Here is an 18032-nt window from a genome sequence, read left to right as displayed (position 1 = left end):
TGGAACCCGCGCACTGCAGCGGGTTTTTGGCGTGCTCGCGGTGACCGGTATCTGCTGCGCGTCGGCGCCTCTGTCGGCATTCGCCGACCCGTCACCGACCACGCACCTCACGGCCGCAGACGCCCCTGGTTCGAACGGCACCGTCTCGTCCGGTGGTTCAAGTGGGACCGTCTCGGCCGGCACGGAGTTCGGCCTGGCGGACAGCACGGAATGCGTCTTCGGCGGCAAGGTCATCAAGTCCACGCCGTGGTCGCTCCAGCGGATCCTGCTGGACCAGCTGTGGGGACAGGCCACGGGCAAGGGCGTCACGGTCGCGGTGATCGACACGGGTGTCGACGCCTCCAACCGCCAACTGACCAGCGCCATGGCCCCGGGCAGCAAGTCCTTCGTCGACGGCGCCGCCACCAAGGACATCGAAGGTCACGGCACCCGAGTCGCAGGCATCATCGCGGCCCGCCCGCTCAAGGGCACGGGCTTCGTGGGCATCGCACCGGCCGCCAAGATCCTGTCCCTCCGGTACACGGGCGGGCAGGAGAAGCAGGGCGACGCGGGGACCATGGCCGACGCGATCCGGTACGCCGTCGCCCAGGACGCGAAGATCATCAACATCTCCTCGGACACCCAGAACAAGAAGGACGACCCGACACTCGCGGCCGCCGTGGCGGACGCGGTGGATGCGGGCGCCCTGATCGTGGCGGCCGCCGGCAACGACGGCGCCGACGGCAAGCTCGCGAAGACCTACCCCGCGGCCTACGACGGCGTCCTGGCGGTGGCGGCCTCCGACCGCAACGACGAACGCGCCCCCTTCTCACAGTCGGGCGACTTCGTCGACGTGGCGGCACCGGGCGTCAGCATGGTCTCCACGGTCCCCATCGGCGGCCAGTGCACCGCGGACGGCACGAGCTTCGCGGCGCCGTACGTCGCGGGTGTCGCGGCTCTGCTGAAGGACAAGTACCCGACCTGGAACGCCGCCCAGATCGCCACCCGCATCGAGGAAACCGCACAACGCCCGGGCCGCGAGCCCAACCCCTACATCGGGTGGGGCGTCGTCGACCCGGTCGCCGCGTTGCAGGAGGAGTCGACACCGGGTGAGTCCCCGAAGCCGGATCCGGCGGTTGCGCCCGGAGGGGGTGGGGTTGTCCCGATGGCTGTGACCATGGGGGAGAGCGAGGCGGAGCGGGAACGCCGGGTAGCCATCTATGTGTTGGGCACGGGGATGGCTCTGGCATTGGTGGTTGCGGGGAGTGGGGTGGCTTTGCGGGACTGGCGTAGTCGGCGGGATGGGTTGGCTGGGCCGGTTGGACGGGCTGGGCAGTCCGTCAGCCGACGCGGGCGATGATTTGGGCACCGAGTGGGTGCTGACAACTTGAGGAACAGGGGAGAGGACAACGGGGTATGAGTAACGGCATGCGGGTTGATCTGAGCGAGCTGGATAACGTCATCCGCAAGCTCAACGGCCTTCTCTCGGATATGGACAAGGCCAACACCAAGGCCAAGTACGAGACGGACATCCCGAGTACTGCGTTCGGCAGCATGAAGTTCTTGGAGTCCAACGAGCTTCATGAAGCCCACCAGAAGCAGAAGACCCGGATCGAGAACATCATTCGGGATCTGCACAAATTGATCGACGACTTCAGTACGAGCACCTCGAAGGTCAGGGACAAGTACAGCAACCAGGAGCAGGCGAACAGGCAGGGCGTGAGCGCTGCTCCCGACGGCGGGTCTACGGGCTCGGCCTACTAATCGGTTCAGCGACAGGTCACTGACAGAGGGGACGTTACGGCAATGGGCTACGGCTATGGCGGTTACTACAACAGCCCTGAGTACTACGAGGCTCAGCAGAAGGCACAGCAGCAGCGCATCAAGGACAAGCACGACCAAAGGCTTGAGTCGACCAAGGACGGCGGTATGGGGGGGCCGGACCGCAGCAAACTCGACTCGAATTTCATGGCGATGAGTATCCCGGAGCTGCGATCCATGATCCTGGACGCGGACCCCGGCCGGATCTACGAGGTCAGCCAGCACTGGAAGTCGGTCCACAACATCCTTTCCGGTGGCGACGGCGACGGCAAGACCGGTGGCGTGGACTCGGTATCCGCGAAGGACAGCGTCGCGGGCATGATGCAGAGCGCCATTGAAAACGTCCTCGAGCACTGGGAGGGCGACGCAGCCGAGGCGTTCCGCAAGAAGGCCAACGAGATCATGCAGAACATTCGGAACGGAGCTGCGTGGGCGAACCACTACGGGGAAACCATGCACGCCGTCCAGAACGATCTGCGGAACTCCATGACCCAGATGCGGGAGGTCGAAGAACCTTCTGGCTGGGACAGAGCCTGGGACAAACTCACGGACGATGAGCGCAGCGACGAGCAATTGCTGGCAGACATCAACAAGGGCGTGAGTACGGAGGCCGCCGCCAAGGCGAATGCAGACTCCCTTTCTGCGGGTAAGGAAGCGCAGCTGAAGGGGGTGGCGATCATGGAGCAGCTGGGGGTCAACTACAAGGCTTACTCGAGCGGAAATCTCCGAGAAACTGACCCGAAGGATCCCTTCCAGCCCCCGAACCCCCAAACGCCGATGCCTCCCCCCATCCCTATGCCGTCCGCTGGCAGCTCGAGTCCGAGCAGAGGAGGCAGCACGGCTAAGCCCTGGAGCGCGGGGCCGACGACGAACATTAAGCCGACGCCTACGGTACCCCGTGACCCTGGCATCACGGGCGGTTCCCAGCTCCCGACAGCTGGAACGAAGGTTGACAGCATCTCCCCAGGCTTGACAGGGACTGGCCCCAGCACGGGCGTTGGCGGACCCGGCGTCGGTGGTGGCAACTTCGGCACCAGCGGAGCTCAAGGTTCCGGCATCGTGGCCCCTGGCGGAGCATCTGGCCTGGCGGGCGGTGCTGCCGCACGCGGCGGCATTGGCGCCGTTGGCGGTCGCGGTGGTCTGTCTGGTGGCGGTGCGGCAGCAGGCCGCGGCGCTGGAGGACGATCCGGTATGGGTGGTATGGGTGGCGCCGGAGCTGGCGCAGCTGGCCGAGGTGGTGCTGGTGCTGGCGGCCGGGGAGCCCTTGCGAAGTCCCGTGGCGGCGTGGTCGGCGCGGCCAAGGGAGTCACTGGCAAAGGTGCCGGTGGCGGTGCAGGCCTCCACGGCAGCCGTGGCGGAAGCCAGCGCGGCGCCATGGCGGGCGGGGCCGGCGGCATGGTTGGTCGCAATGGCCGACGGTCCGATGACGAGAACAGCCGCGGTGACCGTCCCGACTACTTGGTCGAGGACGAAGAGACGTGGATCTCGGAGGAGGACCGCAACCGGAACGTGCCCCGAACCATCGAATAGGCAGGCAAGCGGACCGGAGCAATTGGTTCCGGTCCGCTGTGAAGGCTGGTGAAACCAGTCTTAGTTGAGTGAGGAGCAAGGAATTGGGTGTCAAGCGATTCTGGTCCACGACAGGAGTCGTGACGTTGACAGGAGCCTTGCTCCTCACTTCAGCCCCAATGGCGTCGGCGGATCAAGTCCGAGACGCTCAGTGGCCGCTGACGGTGTATGGCGCAGAAAAGGTCTGGAAAACCTCGCAAGGCGCGGGCGTCACAGTTGCTGTAATTGACTCAGGCGTAGATGCCAGTCATCCGGATCTCACCGGACAAGTTCTGCCTGGTAAGGACTTCACCGGAGCTGGAAACCCTCACGAAGACAATGTTGGACACGGCACTGCAATGGCCAGTCTCATCGCTGGACACGGGCATGGGGTAAATGCTTCTGCGGGCGTGATGGGTCTTGCGCCCGAAGCGAAGATTCTCCCGGTGCGGGTGAGCGTGACGCGGGGGGAGGATGAGACTGACGGCAAGATTGATACGGCGGGTTGGGTCGCTGGAGTCCGCTTTGCGGTTGAGCAGGGTGCGGAAGTAATCAACCTGTCTCTCGATGATTCTTCCGCCTACCCTGGCTCGAAAGCTGCCAAGGCAATTGAATATGCGCAAGCACACGATGTCGTGGTTGTAGCGAGTACGGGCAACGATGCAGGGACGGTCAATTATCCGGCCGCTCTCCCAGGCGTTGTGGCTGCCGCTGCTGTGGACAAGAGCCTCAACCCTTGGTCTAAGTCAAACACCGGGAACGTGATTGTCGCAGCCCCCGGAGTGGAGGTGGCCCAGGCTGACCCGACCACACGTAGTGGTTATTCGGTGGCAGACGGAACCTCTGGCTCCAGCGCTTACGTCTCAGCCATCGTTGCGCTCCTCCGCTCCAAGTACCCCGACCTAACCGCAGGCCAGATCATCAACCGCCTGATCAAGTCGGCATCCTTCCTGAACAACAAGGGCAGGACGGCCCCGGACAGGGAACTCGGCTACGGCATCGCCCGCCCCGGTACAGCGCTGACGATGGACATCCCCAAGGGCCCCAAGCAGGGCCCCCTCGCTCAGTCCACGCCGTCCACGTCCACGAATTCCGGCGCAGCCTCCGACGACAACGACAGCACGAGCCTGGCCAAGAAAAAGAAGAAGTCCTCCTCGGGGAGCATCCTTCTCATCGCCGGCATCGCAGCCGCCGTGGTCGTCATCGGCATCGCCATCGCGGTAATCCGCAGCCGCCGCAACGGCGGTAACGGCGGACCCGGCTCCGGCGGCGGAACGCCCCCTGCCGGCACGGGCTACCCGCCCCAGCCTCCCACGGGCTATCAGCAGTACCCCAACACAGCTCCCAACCAGGGATACCCCACGTCTCCGGGACAGTCTCCGCAGCACCCCAACCCATACGCCCAACAGCCACCGCACCAAGGACAGTAGGCGTAATTCCCGCTCGGAGAGCCTGTGAACTCGGAACTACGAGCCCCTGAATTCCCACTACGCTGCCGATGAGATGACGGCTCGAGCAGCGAGCGATTTCACCACCATCTTGCTCGGACTTGGAATCCTTGTCCCTTGGCTGCTCTTCGTTATGTCGATTGTGTCCGGCACACTTTGGTGGCTGACAGGGCTCAATCTGATCGGCACGCATGTGGGTCTCTTGGCCATGGTGCGCGGGTACCGCGATGAAAATCGAGTTCTGAAAAGGTGGGGGCAGGAACTCATGCTGCGACCCTGCTGCTCTATCTCGTCAATGCCAAGATTCTGCAGTGGACCTAGAAGCCAAGAACGAGAAGGGATCCCCCTCAATGGGCCTCGTCGTCCTTGTGGTTGGCGTCATCGGCCTTGGAGCCGTAATCGGCGCCGTCGTCGTCTTCGCTGTACTGCGCAGCCGCCGCAACTCCAACGCTGGCCCAATCAGTCCTGGCTCCGGCAATTACGTGGAGAACGTGGGCTATCCGCTCCAGCACCCGAACTACCCAAATCCCCAGCAGCCCTACCAGCCAAGTTTCAACCAGGGGTACACTCCTCCCCCTGTGCAAGACCCGCAGCAGCCCAATCCCTACGCCCAATAGCCCCCCCCTGGCAAGGGCAGTAGCTCCCCAGCAGAGGGTACCCGGTAGCCACGACACTCGTACCTCTGGCGACGCTCGGCGATGCACATCGGGACGCATCGCCGAGCGTCGCCAGAGGCGGATGCCGACGAGTCCCTGATGCTTCATAAATACAAGGCATCAGCCGTCTTATCCGACTGCTGTGCTGGGCAGGTAACCCGGCCCCTTCGGGACGGGGCGCAACCTTGTGAAGAAGCGCACCAGGCCCTATGACGTGGCTGAGTCGCAGTTAGCTCCTGGCAAAATCGATGATTGTGTTTAGCGTTCGCGTGTAGCTACAGCTTGGCTCGGCCTGTCGCGCGGCAACACCGAGAGAGAGGACCTTGTGTCGGACGGCTTTTACATCGGCCACTCCGCGCTCGAAAGGCTGAGTGGCGCTTTCAAGAGAGAGGCCGATGAACTCGGTGAGCAACTGACTAAGTTTAAGCCGAAGACGGATGCTGAGGCGATCCATGACGGGTTCGGATTTCTGACGGAGTCAGAGGAGGTGACCACCGCCTACATTGACTTGGCCGACCATATGACTAAAGCGATCCAGGGGCTGCAGGAGCATCTCTATGAGATGGCTGACAACCTCTCCGATAACTCCCGCAACACCTCAGCCGCCGAGCACACCTTGGAGGATCTGTTCAAGGGGGAGAAGGCGTGAGTGGCGAGTCGGCCGCGGAGACCATTTACGAAGCCGGGCTCGAGCTCTGGAACCCCGGTGGCGAACCGGATGTTCTCAAGGACGCGGCCAAGGCGTGGGGCGCGATGGGGGATGCCCTCGACAAGTTCGTCGTCCACATGGACAAGGTCGTTCGAGACGTTTACGGCGATGACTGGCGAGGGCCGGCTGCCGATGCCTTCGTCAAGCATTGGGAAGAGGTCAAGAAGTCCGTCGAGGACGCTCAACCGACCTTCGACGAGGCGAAGAAGGGCCTGAACGAGGCAGCAGAAAAGATCGAGCAGATCAACGACGAGATCCATGCGATCTACGCGGAGATCGGTGTCACGATCGGTGTGTCGATCGCCACCTCCTTCATCACCCTCGGTTTCTCCGCAGCCGCTGGCGCCGCGAACGCGGCCCGGCTCGCCGGGCAGGCGGCGGCCGCCGCCGCGAGGCTCGGCAGGATCCTGGCCACGATCGCCCGTTGGTTCGAGAGACTGCGGACGTTCGAGCACTCAAGCAAGTTTCTGCAGTACGGAGTCCGGTTCGGTAGTACCTTCGCGGGCCGGACCGCGATCGAGTTCGGCAACGGTGTGGCCACGAGCATGATCAGTGGTAAGGGTCCTGAGTGGGAGAACAACCTCGTCGGCGGGATGGCTGGGGCAGGCATGGGAAAGCTTGCCGACGCCGCGCTCGGCGGGAGGCTCGGTGGAGGAATCGGCGAGTCGATCGGCACAGGTGCCGTCGGTGGAGCGACGGGCAGCCTGGTCGGGGATGCCGCCAACGCTTACGGCCCGTGGGCGGACAAGGACGACGAGTTCGACTGGTCGCAGTCGCTGATCGGAGCCGGAGCCGGAGCGGCTGGCGGAGGCGTCGGAGGCGGGCTGACGCATGGTTCGGGAGCCGGGGAGGCGAATGGCGCCGGAGAGGGTGCTTCCGGCGGGGCAGCCGACGGGAATAGCACAGCAGGCGGCGCTTCCAATGGGGCAGCCGACGCGAGCGGCACGGCAGACGGCGCTTCCGGTGGAGCCGCCGACGCGGGCGCAACGGGCGGAGCTACGGGGGCGAGCGAGGGGAGCGGCGACCAGACGACGCCCGACACTGGCGCGGACGCCGAAGGGCTGACACAGGAGCAGCAGAACGCGATTCGCGACGAGGCCACGAACAGCCGAGCGGGCACAGAGTTCGGCGCGGCCGGAAACAGGCTCAAAGAGGCGGATAGCATTGAGGACGACCTGTCCGAAGGGCAGCAGAAGACCGCCGAACAGCTCCGCGAGCACGCAAAGAACACGAGTCTGGTGGACGACTTCGGATGAATGGTTCGGATGGAAGGACAGGTGCCATGAAGGATGGCGAGAATCGCACGCTCGGTCCGGCCATCCTCCTGGGCAAGGTGGTGGCCTGGGGGGCATGCCTCCTGGTGACGGTGCTCCTCGGGTGCTGGCTCTTCATGGTGAAGTCCTCGCTGCGTGACGCGCTGGTGCTGGGCTGCGCGGTCGTACTCGCTCTTCTTGCCCTTGCGGCATGGGCGTTGCGGCGCGCGTCGGGCAACCCGGATCCTGCGTCGGTCTATCGCGCCTTGGCTGACCGCACAACGGCTGCGAGAGAGCATGGGCCCGGGGCACTCCCCGCGCGGTTGCGAGGAGCCTCCGCCCTGGCGAGCGGACAGGCTCTGTCATTTTACGGCGGAGTCATGGCGTTGATCCTCCCGCTCGCCCTAGGGGTCGGTACTCCCAAGCCCACGGGCAAGGCGGCGGAGATCGCCTCTGCGGGGGCGGTTGTGCGGGCGTTGCCGATCGAGTCGGTGCGGGATGTCGTCAGGGACCGACACAAGAACGGCAGCACGTACTACTGCACCGTGACGGTGACGCTGCCTCCGGCCGACGAGGCCGGGAGAGGGACGCGCGCCGAGTTCCGATCGGAATGGCCAGATCCCGCAGTGGTCGGTGAGAACGCCTACGTCGCCTTCGCGCCCGACCGACCCGAACTGGGAGCCGTGGGCGACAACGAACGGGCAAGTGTCGATCGTCAACTCTCCGGTCGCGCGATGAACAACTGGTGGACCGGCATTCTGGGTTCGGGATGGCTGTTCCTCATCGGGGCTCTCTTCTTCGGTTATCTCACGAGCCGTAGGGACCTGCGATTTCCGCGGCGGCTGCGAGGTGACGAACGTGTGCTGCGGGCGAGCATTTCCGGGTACGACGGTTACGGGGCTGGGAAGGCACGAATCTCCCTGGACACGTCCACGGGGCCGGTGCAACTGCATGTCCACGCGGACAACGCCAAGTACGTGGACACGGTGGGCCGTGCGGAAGGCCATTTGGTCTGGGTGCCGGACAGCAACCGGCAAGGAGGCCGGAAGGGGCCGCATCGTACGGGCGCGGTCTTCATCAGCGAAGCCGGCTGGTTCATCCCGGGCGGGCTCGCCCCAGAGTATGAGGAGCCCGCGAGGGCGGCGGCTGATCACCAGGCTTCTGTCGACTCAACGGGCGAGGGCCGGCTGCTCGACCTCGACGGCGGCTGGATCCTCAGCATGTCGAACCGTCTGGTGAACGTTCTCCTGCTCTGGACCCTCTGTATCGTGGCGCTCGCGCTTCCCGTTCCTTCGGCGGCTTGGCGCCTGGTCCTCGGAATCGTCGGCACGGTTGTCCTTCTTGTGTACGGCCTGTACGTAGTCGTGAGCCAAAACCCGGCGGCGCAGAGGCGGTCGGACAGCAGCCAGGATGCCGTCGGGTCTGCTTCGTGACGTCGGCCATCGGTTGGGCTTGCCTGGTCACTCCGCTCAAGCCGAACTGATGGCTCAATATTGATCCGCGACTCGGTCGGTTCTGTTTGAGGAAGTAGCGGAGGGTGTTGGCCGCCGAAGTCGCCGTCGATAGCGTGTGCTTGGCGTTGGCGGGGACGATAGCACTGCGCTTGACCTCGTCGGGATGACCGGCGAGCCAGGAGCAGACCTTGTGGCAGCGGTGCGTGGAGTGACCATCCACCACGACGTGCCCTTTGCGGTCGACGTGGCGAGCGAGTGCAGGAAGTGGCACGGCACATCACGTATCGGCGTCGAAGGTCTCGGTGAATGGATGTAGGCAGGACTCACTTATTGCCCAGTGTGCGTCGCCTGGCGCTGAACGCGCACGTGCGGTTTCCTGGCGGAGGCGGCTGCAACGGCCGTACCCAGTGGATCGCGGGCTGGCGCGCCGGCCGGCCAAGCAGCTCCGCGAGGTCGGGGCCAGGGGCGTCCAGGAAGCCGTGTCGGATGCCGGTGGCGATCGAAGCGAGGATGGGCGGCTGGAACGGCAGCAGTCCTGGCGTCTCGTGGAGGAGCCTTCGCCGCCCATCGAGGTGTGAAGACCACTGGTAAGGCGGTGCTGGGCGCGGTCGGCCTCACCGGTGACCCTGTCGGTCAGACCGCTCAGGAGGGTCTGGAGGGAGCCGCGGGCATCGCCGCCGAAGAAGTCGACGACCGGCTTGCGGAAAACCCCAACCCCAGCACATCCGCTCGTGAGGCACTGGGCATCGCCAATCCGGCAGACAACGATCGGCGGACTGTGGAATCTCGGCACCGTGACCAGATCCAACCGCGCCTCCAGGCCGGAGAGCGACTACTCGCGGTATGCGAGTGCGAGACGGCTCCCGGGGTGCCGGAGCGGCCGGTCCGGCTACGGCAGCCGCCACAGGAGTCAGAACTGGAGCGCCGGCTCAAGTCCCGCCTTCCTGGGGCAATGCAGAGGCTCCTACGGCCGAGCGAACGGAAGTCCGTCACCCGACTCGAGGAGGTGATGGAAGGAGCTGAACAGGCGACCGAGAACGCCTTCACCCGGGCCGCTCATAGCAAGGGCATGCACGGCGGTTGGGAGAGCCAGGCCGGGCGATTCCTGGTGACCCACTACACTGCGGCACGTTTGCCGGCGACGCTGGCGGTCGCGTTCACCAACCGCCGGGTCCTCGCATTCGCCGACCGAGCCAAACTATGGCAGACCAGTCGGGCGTACGAACTCCAGTGGGAGGCCCCGCGGTCCACTGTCCTTGGAGTCCGCGCAAACCCAAAGGGCGTTCTCCAGCGAGGCCGTTTCGAGCTTATGTTTGCGGATGGGTCATGGATCGCGTTGGTGGCATCGGTGCCGACGCATGCAGAGTTGTTTGCCGCACAGGCGGGGAGCTCGGGGTGAATCTGGCGATCTCGGTGCCCAGCGGCTCACCGTGACGGCCAGCTGGAGGACTTCGGGGATCTCGGTGTCGGCGCACTAGGTCAGGAACTTGGAGTGGACGATGCGGTGCCGGTCTGCCGCCGGTGCGGGCTCACGCGAGCAGTCCCGCATCCGTTCCTCGCGGTCACGCAGCAGACGGCGTCTGGTCGTCCACTCAGGGGGCGGGCCCGGCCGCGTCGGCCGATACCGGGGCCGGCTTGACCCACTTGGTCAAAGCACTCGCGGACAGGTCCCTTGCCCACCGCGCCGTCATCGCCGAGGCACGACGCGCGTACGACGAGACCCACCCCGATCACGACATCCGCTGACGCTACGGAGCCGGCTCCGCGGCCTGGGCGATCAGGCTCAGGATGCCGACGGGGATGGCGACGACGACGGCGTAGCCCACTCGGTCGGCCACCTTCTGGCGCCGCGAGGGCTCCCGGCGATGGGCCTCACGGCGTCGGTCCGCCCCGCGCGGCTTGATGGCCTGGTACGCGAGGACCGCGAGGACGGCCACGCAGATCGCGACCTGCCAAAGCTCGCCCACGACGCCCCAGAATCCGACCCGTTGGATCGTCTCCGGCTCGATGCCCTGTCGCGCGTCGAACTCGGTGCCGTCCGGGTAGTCACGTCCGGTGTCCTCAAGGCGCACGTAGTCGGCGTCGTCAGCGGTGCCGCCGTCCGGTGTGAAATCCCCACGGCAGTCGTAATCGGAGTTCCTGCCGCTGTAGTTGGTGTCGTAGCAGGTCTCCACCATGTACGTGCCCGGGGTGCCGTAGATACCGGCGGACAGCGCCAAGTCGGCGGTCGCGGTGACGCACCAGAAGGTGGTGACGAGGGCGAGGAGGACGCCGCACACCCAGCCGAGTACGCGCTTCATCCGATCACCCCGATGGTCGGCTCCTTCTCCAACAGTCCGGAGATGCCAGCTTGTTCGGCAAGAGCCCTGCGCTGGGGGTCCGCATGGGCGCGCTCCTGCTCGTACTTCTGCCAGTTGGCGGGCTGCGTGAAGAGCATGGCGTTGCTCTCCGGCACGATCATGACGCCGCCGAAGGCAGGGTCACCGGCGAACCAGGCGCCGCCCTCCTCAGCCTCCTTCGGCCAGCGGCGTACGGTCGAGGCGTTGACCGCACGCAGAGAAGGGGCGCCGTGCTGTCCACGCACTGACAGTCGGACGGTGTGCACATCGCCGAGGTACTTCCACTCGGAGCCCTTCTTGGACACCCGGGTGCGGTACTCCAGAGGGTAGGTGCGCAGGACCTTTTCGCACACCTTGAGCCGCGACCCGTGACGCAGGCGGAGTGCCAGGAAGATCAGCACGAACAGGGAGGCCGGGATACCGAATGCGGGCAGGGCGGCGTCGTACCCGGCCAGGTGCGCCACGTACGGCACGGAGAAAAGGGCCGCTGCGAGCGCGAGGCGCGTGGCGATGTGGCGGTACAGCAGGGTGCGGTTGTGCTTGAGCACCTGCGCGACATCGGGTGCCGCGGGTGGGCTCTCCATGTGGTGCTTCCGTTCCTGTCTGAATTCGTTGCGCATGGTCGCTGAAGCCGAATTCGGTCGCGATTTGTCAGGTGTCCGTGCCGGCTCCGTCGGGCCGGTAGACGTCGGCTTGCCCATGGAGCCATGTCCGGGAGGTCGAGCAATGTGTGGGCGTCGCCAGCCGTGTGGGCGACGCGCGCGTGATGCGTCGGCCGTGCCGGGCAGGAGGAGGGGGAGTGGTCAGCGCATCGCGGACGCTGCCGCTCCGAGCAATCCGAGAATGGCGATCAATCCGGCGTAAAACACCACGTAGAATCGCCTCAGCTTTCGCCTTCGAGCCGCTTCCCAGCGCATATACGACTCGTATTCCGGCGATTCGGGCAGAAACGGGGCCGGCTTCGCCTCGGAACCACGCAGCACGAAGTGATACGTGGAATCTTTCATTGGTCCTGCCCCACGCCGCCCGGTTCGCTCCAGCTCATAGCCATGCCGCAGGGCAAGGCGTACCAGCGGCTCGCTCTTCAGGTTCGCCTCGGACGCTCCAACTTCGACCCGGGGTTCCGCCGCGGCGAAGAAACGTTGTTCGGCTTCCGAGATACGTTGTTGTTCCGGCTTGGTTCGGCGTCTCAGTTCAGCCACCCCGATGGCGGCGACGATGAGCAACATCACGCACACCATGACCATTTCCCACTGCACGCCCGACCCCTCCATGCCTTGCTCTTCGCTACGACAAGGCTGGTGATCTTATCGCCGGTTGTGACGGACAGGATGCCGACGACCTCCCTGGGCGCTCCCCGTACACAACAGCCCGCGCCCGACACCATCGCGGCGGACAGCCCCGCGTTCTACGAGAGCGCGGCGTAGAAGGGAGGGCAGGGCAGGTCCGGCGGAGCGGCCACATCTACTCGCCGTCTCGTAGCCAACGAAGCTCCGCTTGGAGCAGGTGACCGCCCAAGTCGTATGCCTCGTCCGGAGATTCGAGGTCGTGGCGCCGCCAGCGGTCCGAGCCGACTGCAACAGGTGCGGAAGGCTTGGGCCCAGAGCCGCGGCTGACGCGACTTTTGATCACAGTTTCTCCACAGGAGTCCCATGCCGGCAGGTAAGGGCCGCGTAAGCAAAGGTCATAAGGTGTTGTGTGACTTAAGGGGAGGATGAGACGGCAGTGCGACTGCCGCTCAAAGAGCCTGCACGTATCGCTCATTGAGGCCTGGGTGAGTCACCCAGGCCTCTGCCGCGTGCGGCCGGACCGCATCGTGCCCCTCATCAGTATGTCCGCGTGAGAGGTTGTCATGTCCTATTCGACGCCGCCGGGAGGGCCGGGGAATACCGGCCCGTACGGGGCACCGGTCCAGCAGCAAGGGTGGTATCAGCCACCGCCGCCACCACCTCCGCCGCCTGGCAACTCCGGCGGGGGCAAGGGGCTCAAGGGCGTCGTCATCGGTCTGCTGGTCCTGGCTGTGGTGGCCGTCTTCGCGGTGGGCGGGCTGGCTGTGTACCAGGCTGTCGGCGGGGGCTCGCTGCCCGGGGCCCAGGGTGGTGACGACGAGAAACAGCAGATCCTGAGCTCGGACGAGATCGCGACGTTGCTCAACGGCCGTACGGACGCCCTGAAGAGCGGGGACGAGGACGAGTTCCTGGAGCCCTTCGTCGGTGAGGCAAAGGACAAGCAGCGCGCGATCTTCAAGAATCTGCGGAAGATTCCCTTCACGGAGAGCAAGTACATGGTGCTCCAGCAGACGGGCGACGGCTCGGACGAGTGGGGTTCCGATGTGAAGCTCGCGCTGGATGTCGCCTTTGTGCATCAGATCAAGGGCATTGATGTTCGGCCGGTCTCCGAGTGGTATCGGTGGACCGTTGAGAAGCAGTCCGAGTCGGCTGAGCCGCAGATCAGTGAGGTGGGCGGATCGCCGGGCGCGAGTGCCATGGCCAACGCCGTCTACTATCCGGCCCCTTGGGATCTCTACGACGACATGTACGTCAAGCGTCAGGCGCACACCATTACGATCGCGGCCAAGAAGAACGCTGCGGACGCCAGCCGGTTCGCGCCGATTGTCGAGGACAGCGCTAAGAAGGATCTCGAGTTGTGGGCATCGAATGCGTCGTCGGTTCCCAACACTCCTGAGGGTTTTCTCGTCGTACTCGAGCCCGACCGCAAGACGTACACAAAGCTGTACAACAACAACGGTCAGGACGTGGGGTGGGATGCAGGACAGAGCGTTCCCATGCCCGCCTTCAACGCTAGTTACGGCGGCGGCGAGGACGCCCTCGAATACGGTGGCGCCCGCATCAAGATGGACACCTCGACGGGCCGATTCACTTCGTCCTGGTGGCAGAGGGGCGTCGGAGACATCTCCCGGCATGAGATCGCGCACGCCCTCGTTCAGCCGCAGGACCCCGGCGCATACGGCCAGGATGAGGAAACGAGCATTCGGGCGTGGGTCGTCGAAGGGTTTGCAGAGTACGTTTCCTACCGGTTCGACCGGGCCATGGGCGACGCGAGCGTACGTAGTGATCTCGCGGGCGAGGAGTTCGATGGCCAACTGCCCGGCCAGGACTTCGAACTGCAGAACAGCTCCGTGGGCGCGAACTACTCCCTCAGCTATCTGGCCATCCGCTTCATCGCGGAGAAGGGCGGCGAGGAAGCGCTCTTCGAGTTTGTCGTAGACCATTACAGGAAGCCCACCAACCTCGATCAGCAGCTGCAGACGGCAGTTGGCATGAACGAGAGCGAATTCGAGGCCGCGTGGGCCCAGTACGTCAGGAGCAACATCTGATGAGCGCCAACGGACCCATGCCGGGTACCGGTCCCGGTCCCGGCCCTGGTCCCGGTCCCGGCCCCTACGGGCAGCAGTACCCTCCGCCGCAGGAGCCCCCCGTGCCACCGCAGCAGGGCAACCCGCCCCCGCAGGGATACGGCCATCCGCAGCAGGCGTACGGCCATCCGCAGCAGCCGCCGCCCGCCGCGCCTCCGGGGCAGCCTGGTTACGGCTACCCCCAACAGCCGGGGCCCCCGCAGTATCCGATGGCCCCCCAGCCGGGCTACGGCCAGCCGGGCCATCCGCAGCAGTTCCCCGGGGGGCCCGTCCCGGCTGGACCGCCGAGGAAGAAGAAGACCGGGCTGATCGTGCTGCTCGTCGTCGCACTCGTCGTGCTCGGTGGGGCCGGCGGGGGCGCGTGGTACCTGATGGCGAACGCTGCCACCGAGCCGCTGTACAGCGTGCCGACGGACGTCAGCTGGGGCCTGAGGGAGCAGGAGGTGGACGGCACCTGGTTCACGGACAAGGCAGTCGTACAGACGCTGTCCGGTGGTGTGAAGGCCTACGAGCTCGACACCGGTAAGCAGCTTTGGGCCACAGCGCTGCCGGGCGCGGGTCAGCAGGCGTGCTTGGCTCCTTCTGAATCCGACGGCGGAGTCGGCATCGTTGCCTATGGCGCTTCGGCAACGGCTGGGGCTAGGGGTAAGTGCGACCATGTTGCCGCCTTCGACCTCAACTCCGGCAAGGTGCTTTGGAAGCGGGCCTTCAAGGTGAAGGACGAGTTCGGCATGGGTGACGGGCTGACGGTGGCTCGTTCCGGCGAGGCCGTGGTGATCGCGGCGGATACGGAGCACGTGGCGCTGAAGGTGGCCGACGGCAGTAAGGCCTGGGACCCGATGCGGCTGGAGGACGGCAGCAAGGTCTGGAATACACAGGACCTGTATCACGACGGTGGCTGCTCAGCCGGTTCGTACACCGGCGGCAAGAATCTGATCCGGGTACGCGCTTGCACCGAGGGCGACGACACCAGCGACAAGGCCTGGGACGAGGTGTCGCTGATCGACCCCGCCAGTGGCAGGGCCAAGTGGACCAAGCAATTTGCCGACGGTACGGCAGGGCAGGTCGTTTCCACTTCTCCTCTCGTCATCAGTGGCGATGAAGGCGGCGTATATGCGCTCGACGAGAAGACCGGCGAAAAGCGCGGCGGCAAATTCCAAGGAAAGCCGGAGAAATACACTCGGAGCGCTGAGGACAACGGCAGTCCGATGCGTCAGGCCGCAGGTTTCGGAAACATCTTCCTCATGGGCGGCTATGACCCGGACGGGGGCGCCGGCAGCCCCAGGTCGCTGGTCGCCTACGACCTCGACAGCGGAAAGGAGCTGTGGCGGTCGAAGGCATCACCCAAGATGGAGTACATCCCACTCCGCGAGACCGGTGACGAGCGTCTGTTGGTGTACGTCACCGAGTCCACGGAGAGGCCGAAGCTGGTGGAGTTCAACCCGGAGGACGGTGCGATGACGACACTCGTCGAATATCCGGAAGAGGTGGACACGAACACGGGCATCGGTGCGTGGCCGTTCTGGCACAAGGGCGTGATCTACGTCACCTCGGTCGGTGCCGGCATCAGTGGGGATTCCTTCTCCCTCGCGGCATTGCCCACGACTGATTCCTAGATACCTAAGAAACGCCGGCCGGCCCTAACTCCGGCACCAACTCCGGCACCAACACCAGCAGCAACAGCAACTCGGCGGCATGGCAGACCTTCATGGTCCGCCATGCCGCCGAGTGCCGTTCGGGATCAACGCCAAGGCTTCTGTCACGCGAAGGTGACGCGAAGGTCAAGCGAAGAACCCCACCAACAGGCTGACAAGCAATCCGATCACGCCCACCACGACCAGCACCAAACAGGTCCGAAACAGCCCCGAGCTCGGCGCCCGCCCGGAGGAGAAGCCGGTCACGACCCCGAAGCAGCCGATCGCGAGGGGCATCAGGCCACCGAAGAACCACGCGCAGCCGGTGGCGATGGCGCCGACCCAGCCGCGGTCCAGCTTGTACGAGGTGTCGCCCGTCTTGAGCGCCTCGATGACGTAGCCGCGCTGGTGCAGGGCATCGCTCTTGAGCTCGGCGTTGAGGTCCTTCACGGAGCCGTCGTTGGCGGTGAAGGTGCCGTAGCACCACCTGGTCTTGGTCTTCTTGCGGGAGCTGCTCGACGTGCTCGAGCGGTACTTGTAGTCGACGGTGCAGGTCTCGACGGTGAGCTTGCCCGGTGTGGACGTGGCGTAGGTGTAGGGGCCGAGGTAGGCGCCCAGGGCCATCAGGACGACGCCTACGAGGATCAGGCCCGCGCCGATGAGGCGGCCGAGGCCCGCCCGGTCTTGCGGTTCGGCGGTGTTCGGCGCGGCGTTCCCGTGTACTTGTGTCATTGAGGGTTCCTCAGGGATGGGGATGTGGCCGGCTGTCACAGCACGAGGGCGCAGACGAGCGCTGCCAGGACGCCCAGGGCGCAGAGGCCGCCCAGGACGGGGCCGGTGACGGACCGGGCCGGCAGACGCTGCCAAGAAGCCGTGAAGCCGGGGCCGTTGCGGGTACCGAAGCCGGTCAGGAGGCAGTAGATGCCGAAGGTCAGCAAGGAGAGGCAGAACGCGAGGATGGCGGCGTCGTCTCCGGGGTCGCGGTCCTGCGGTTGCTCGAAGGTGTGGTCCACCTGAACCACGGGGATTTTCGCCCCCGTTTCGAAACGCGATGAGGTTTCCACCACTACGTCTTTGTAGGCGGCCTTACCTTCTTCTGCGCTCCAGTTTCCGGTGCAACTGAACTTCAGTTCGGTGGAACGTCTGTGCGTGCCGTAATGGGTCTTCGTGTGTGTCTCGCATGAAGAAACGGTGAGGGTTCCGGCGGTGCCCTCTCCGGCGAGTTCACTGCGCAGTTCCGGAATGGTCACCGCGGCGACGACTGCGGCCAACAGGAGCAACCCCAGGCCGAGGAGTCTTCCCGCCCACAGGCTCCCTGTGTCGCTGTGACGCGACTGTACTGTCACCACTTTTTGTCGTCCCCTTGCTTAACTTGACGATCTCTTGACTGGCGGGCTTGGCAGGGTAGTGCGCGAGGAGTCTAAGGTATCCGTCTGTCGTTCAATATGAAGTGCAGCAAGGGGAGTTCGGGGGAGCGCAATGGAGTTCGACATCTTCGATGTGGACACGGGTGTACTCCGCAAGCAGGGCGGGAAGTTCGTCGACCTCGGTGGTGATTTCTCAACCGCGTCCAAGCGACTCAAGGGCAACCTTGAAGACCTTGGTGAGCCATGGGCGGACGCGGATTTCGGGGAGATCTTCGGCCAGGTGTACACGCCGATCCGCGACGGAATCCTCACATCGATGAACAGCCTTGCGGAAAGGCTTCAGAAGGTCGGTTACAACCTGCAGGACATGGCACGTAACTACGATGCGTCGGAAGCGTCGAACAATGGCCTGCTGAACGGTATTTCCGGCGAACTCTAATAAAATACG

The 18032-nt window shown here is 65.0% G+C and carries 16 protein-coding genes and 1 pseudogene; 12 read left to right on the top strand and 5 right to left on the bottom strand.

Going from position 1 to position 18032, the window contains the following annotated elements; translation table 11 throughout:
* Positions 1-31 precede the first annotated feature (31 nt).
* From mycP to ACTMVF_RS30430, 9 genes and pseudogenes are all read left to right on the top strand, one after another.
* Positions 32-1339 carry a type VII secretion-associated serine protease mycosin gene (gene mycP, locus ACTMVF_RS30470; RefSeq protein ID WP_441274321.1) on the top strand — a complete coding sequence of 436 codons (1308 nt, stop codon included), beginning with the start codon at positions 32-34 and terminating at the stop codon, positions 1337-1339.
* A 56-nt stretch (positions 1340-1395) separates the two neighbouring features.
* Positions 1396-1743: a hypothetical protein gene (locus tag ACTMVF_RS30465; RefSeq protein WP_441274320.1), complete on the top strand. Its 348-nt coding sequence runs from the start codon at positions 1396-1398 to the stop codon at positions 1741-1743.
* A gap of 42 nt (positions 1744-1785) precedes the next feature.
* On the top strand, positions 1786-3330 hold the full coding sequence (locus tag ACTMVF_RS30460; protein ID WP_441274319.1) for a hypothetical protein: 1545 nt from the start codon (positions 1786-1788) through the stop codon (positions 3328-3330).
* A 119-nt stretch (positions 3331-3449) separates the two neighbouring features.
* On the top strand, positions 3450-4778 hold the full coding sequence (locus ACTMVF_RS30455; protein WP_441274318.1) for a S8 family serine peptidase: 1329 nt from the start codon (positions 3450-3452) through the stop codon (positions 4776-4778).
* A 999-nt stretch (positions 4779-5777) separates the two neighbouring features.
* A complete protein-coding gene (locus tag ACTMVF_RS30450) occupies positions 5778-6101 on the top strand; it encodes a hypothetical protein (protein ID WP_441274317.1) in 324 nt (107 codons plus the stop codon).
* Positions 6098-7417: a WXG100 family type VII secretion target gene (locus ACTMVF_RS30445; RefSeq protein ID WP_441274316.1), complete on the top strand. Its 1320-nt coding sequence runs from the start codon at positions 6098-6100 to the stop codon at positions 7415-7417. The genes ACTMVF_RS30450 and ACTMVF_RS30445 overlap by 4 nt, the downstream gene beginning before the upstream one ends.
* 26 nt (positions 7418-7443) lie before the next feature.
* A complete protein-coding gene (locus tag ACTMVF_RS30440) occupies positions 7444-8847 on the top strand; it encodes a hypothetical protein (protein ID WP_441274315.1) in 1404 nt (467 codons plus the stop codon).
* Between the two features lie 595 nt (positions 8848-9442).
* Positions 9443-10267 carry a hypothetical protein gene (locus ACTMVF_RS30435; RefSeq protein WP_441274314.1) on the top strand — a complete coding sequence of 275 codons (825 nt, stop codon included), beginning with the start codon at positions 9443-9445 and terminating at the stop codon, positions 10265-10267.
* Between the two features lie 221 nt (positions 10268-10488).
* Positions 10489-10614: pseudogene (locus tag ACTMVF_RS30430) on the top strand (winged helix-turn-helix transcriptional regulator); the annotation flags it as partial.
* Positions 10615-10616: 2 nt separating this feature from the next.
* Here the strand turns inward: ACTMVF_RS30430 and ACTMVF_RS30425 are convergent.
* The 3 genes from ACTMVF_RS30425 to ACTMVF_RS30415 all read right to left on the bottom strand — a co-directional run bounded on the left by ACTMVF_RS30425 (position 10617) and on the right by ACTMVF_RS30415 (position 12466).
* On the bottom strand, positions 10617-11168 hold the full coding sequence (locus ACTMVF_RS30425; RefSeq protein WP_441274313.1) for a hypothetical protein: 552 nt from the start codon (positions 11166-11168) through the stop codon (positions 10617-10619).
* A complete protein-coding gene (locus tag ACTMVF_RS30420) occupies positions 11165-11791 on the bottom strand; it encodes a hypothetical protein (RefSeq protein ID WP_441274312.1) in 627 nt (208 codons plus the stop codon). Before ACTMVF_RS30420 ends, ACTMVF_RS30425 begins: the two co-directional genes overlap by 4 nt.
* A 219-nt stretch (positions 11792-12010) precedes the next feature.
* Positions 12011-12466: a hypothetical protein gene (locus ACTMVF_RS30415; RefSeq protein ID WP_441274311.1), complete on the bottom strand. Its 456-nt coding sequence runs from the start codon at positions 12464-12466 to the stop codon at positions 12011-12013.
* Between the two features lie 593 nt (positions 12467-13059).
* On the opposite strand from ACTMVF_RS30415, the gene ACTMVF_RS30410 reads away from it, so the two are divergent.
* Both ACTMVF_RS30410 and ACTMVF_RS30405 read left to right on the top strand, forming a co-directional pair.
* On the top strand, positions 13060-14544 hold the full coding sequence (locus ACTMVF_RS30410) for a hypothetical protein (RefSeq protein WP_441274310.1): 1485 nt from the start codon (positions 13060-13062) through the stop codon (positions 14542-14544).
* 101 nt (positions 14545-14645) lie between these two features.
* The gene (locus ACTMVF_RS30405; protein ID WP_441274309.1) at positions 14646-16199 is read left to right on the top strand and encodes an outer membrane protein assembly factor BamB family protein; all 1554 of its coding nucleotides are present in this window, start codon (positions 14646-14648) and stop codon (positions 16197-16199) included.
* A 165-nt stretch (positions 16200-16364) separates the two neighbouring features.
* On the opposite strand, the gene ACTMVF_RS30400 is transcribed toward ACTMVF_RS30405, so the two are convergent.
* Together ACTMVF_RS30400 and ACTMVF_RS30395 are read right to left on the bottom strand one after the other, a co-directional pair.
* Positions 16365-16949: a hypothetical protein gene (locus ACTMVF_RS30400; RefSeq protein ID WP_441274308.1), complete on the bottom strand. Its 585-nt coding sequence runs from the start codon at positions 16947-16949 to the stop codon at positions 16365-16367.
* 35 nt (positions 16950-16984) lie between these two features.
* Positions 16985-17488: a hypothetical protein gene (locus ACTMVF_RS30395; RefSeq protein ID WP_441274307.1), complete on the bottom strand. Its 504-nt coding sequence runs from the start codon at positions 17486-17488 to the stop codon at positions 16985-16987.
* A 208-nt stretch (positions 17489-17696) separates the two neighbouring features.
* Between ACTMVF_RS30395 and ACTMVF_RS30390 the strand changes: the two genes are divergently transcribed.
* Complete coding sequence (locus tag ACTMVF_RS30390; protein ID WP_441274306.1) at positions 17697-18023, top strand: hypothetical protein; 327 nt, start codon at positions 17697-17699, stop codon at positions 18021-18023.
* Positions 18024-18032 lie beyond the last annotated feature (9 nt).

Source organism: Streptomyces sp. SD31 (assembly GCF_052068475.1).
Taxonomy (GTDB): Bacteria; Actinomycetota; Actinomycetes; order Streptomycetales; family Streptomycetaceae; genus Streptomyces.
This window is presented reverse-complemented; position numbering and strand designations above follow the sequence as displayed.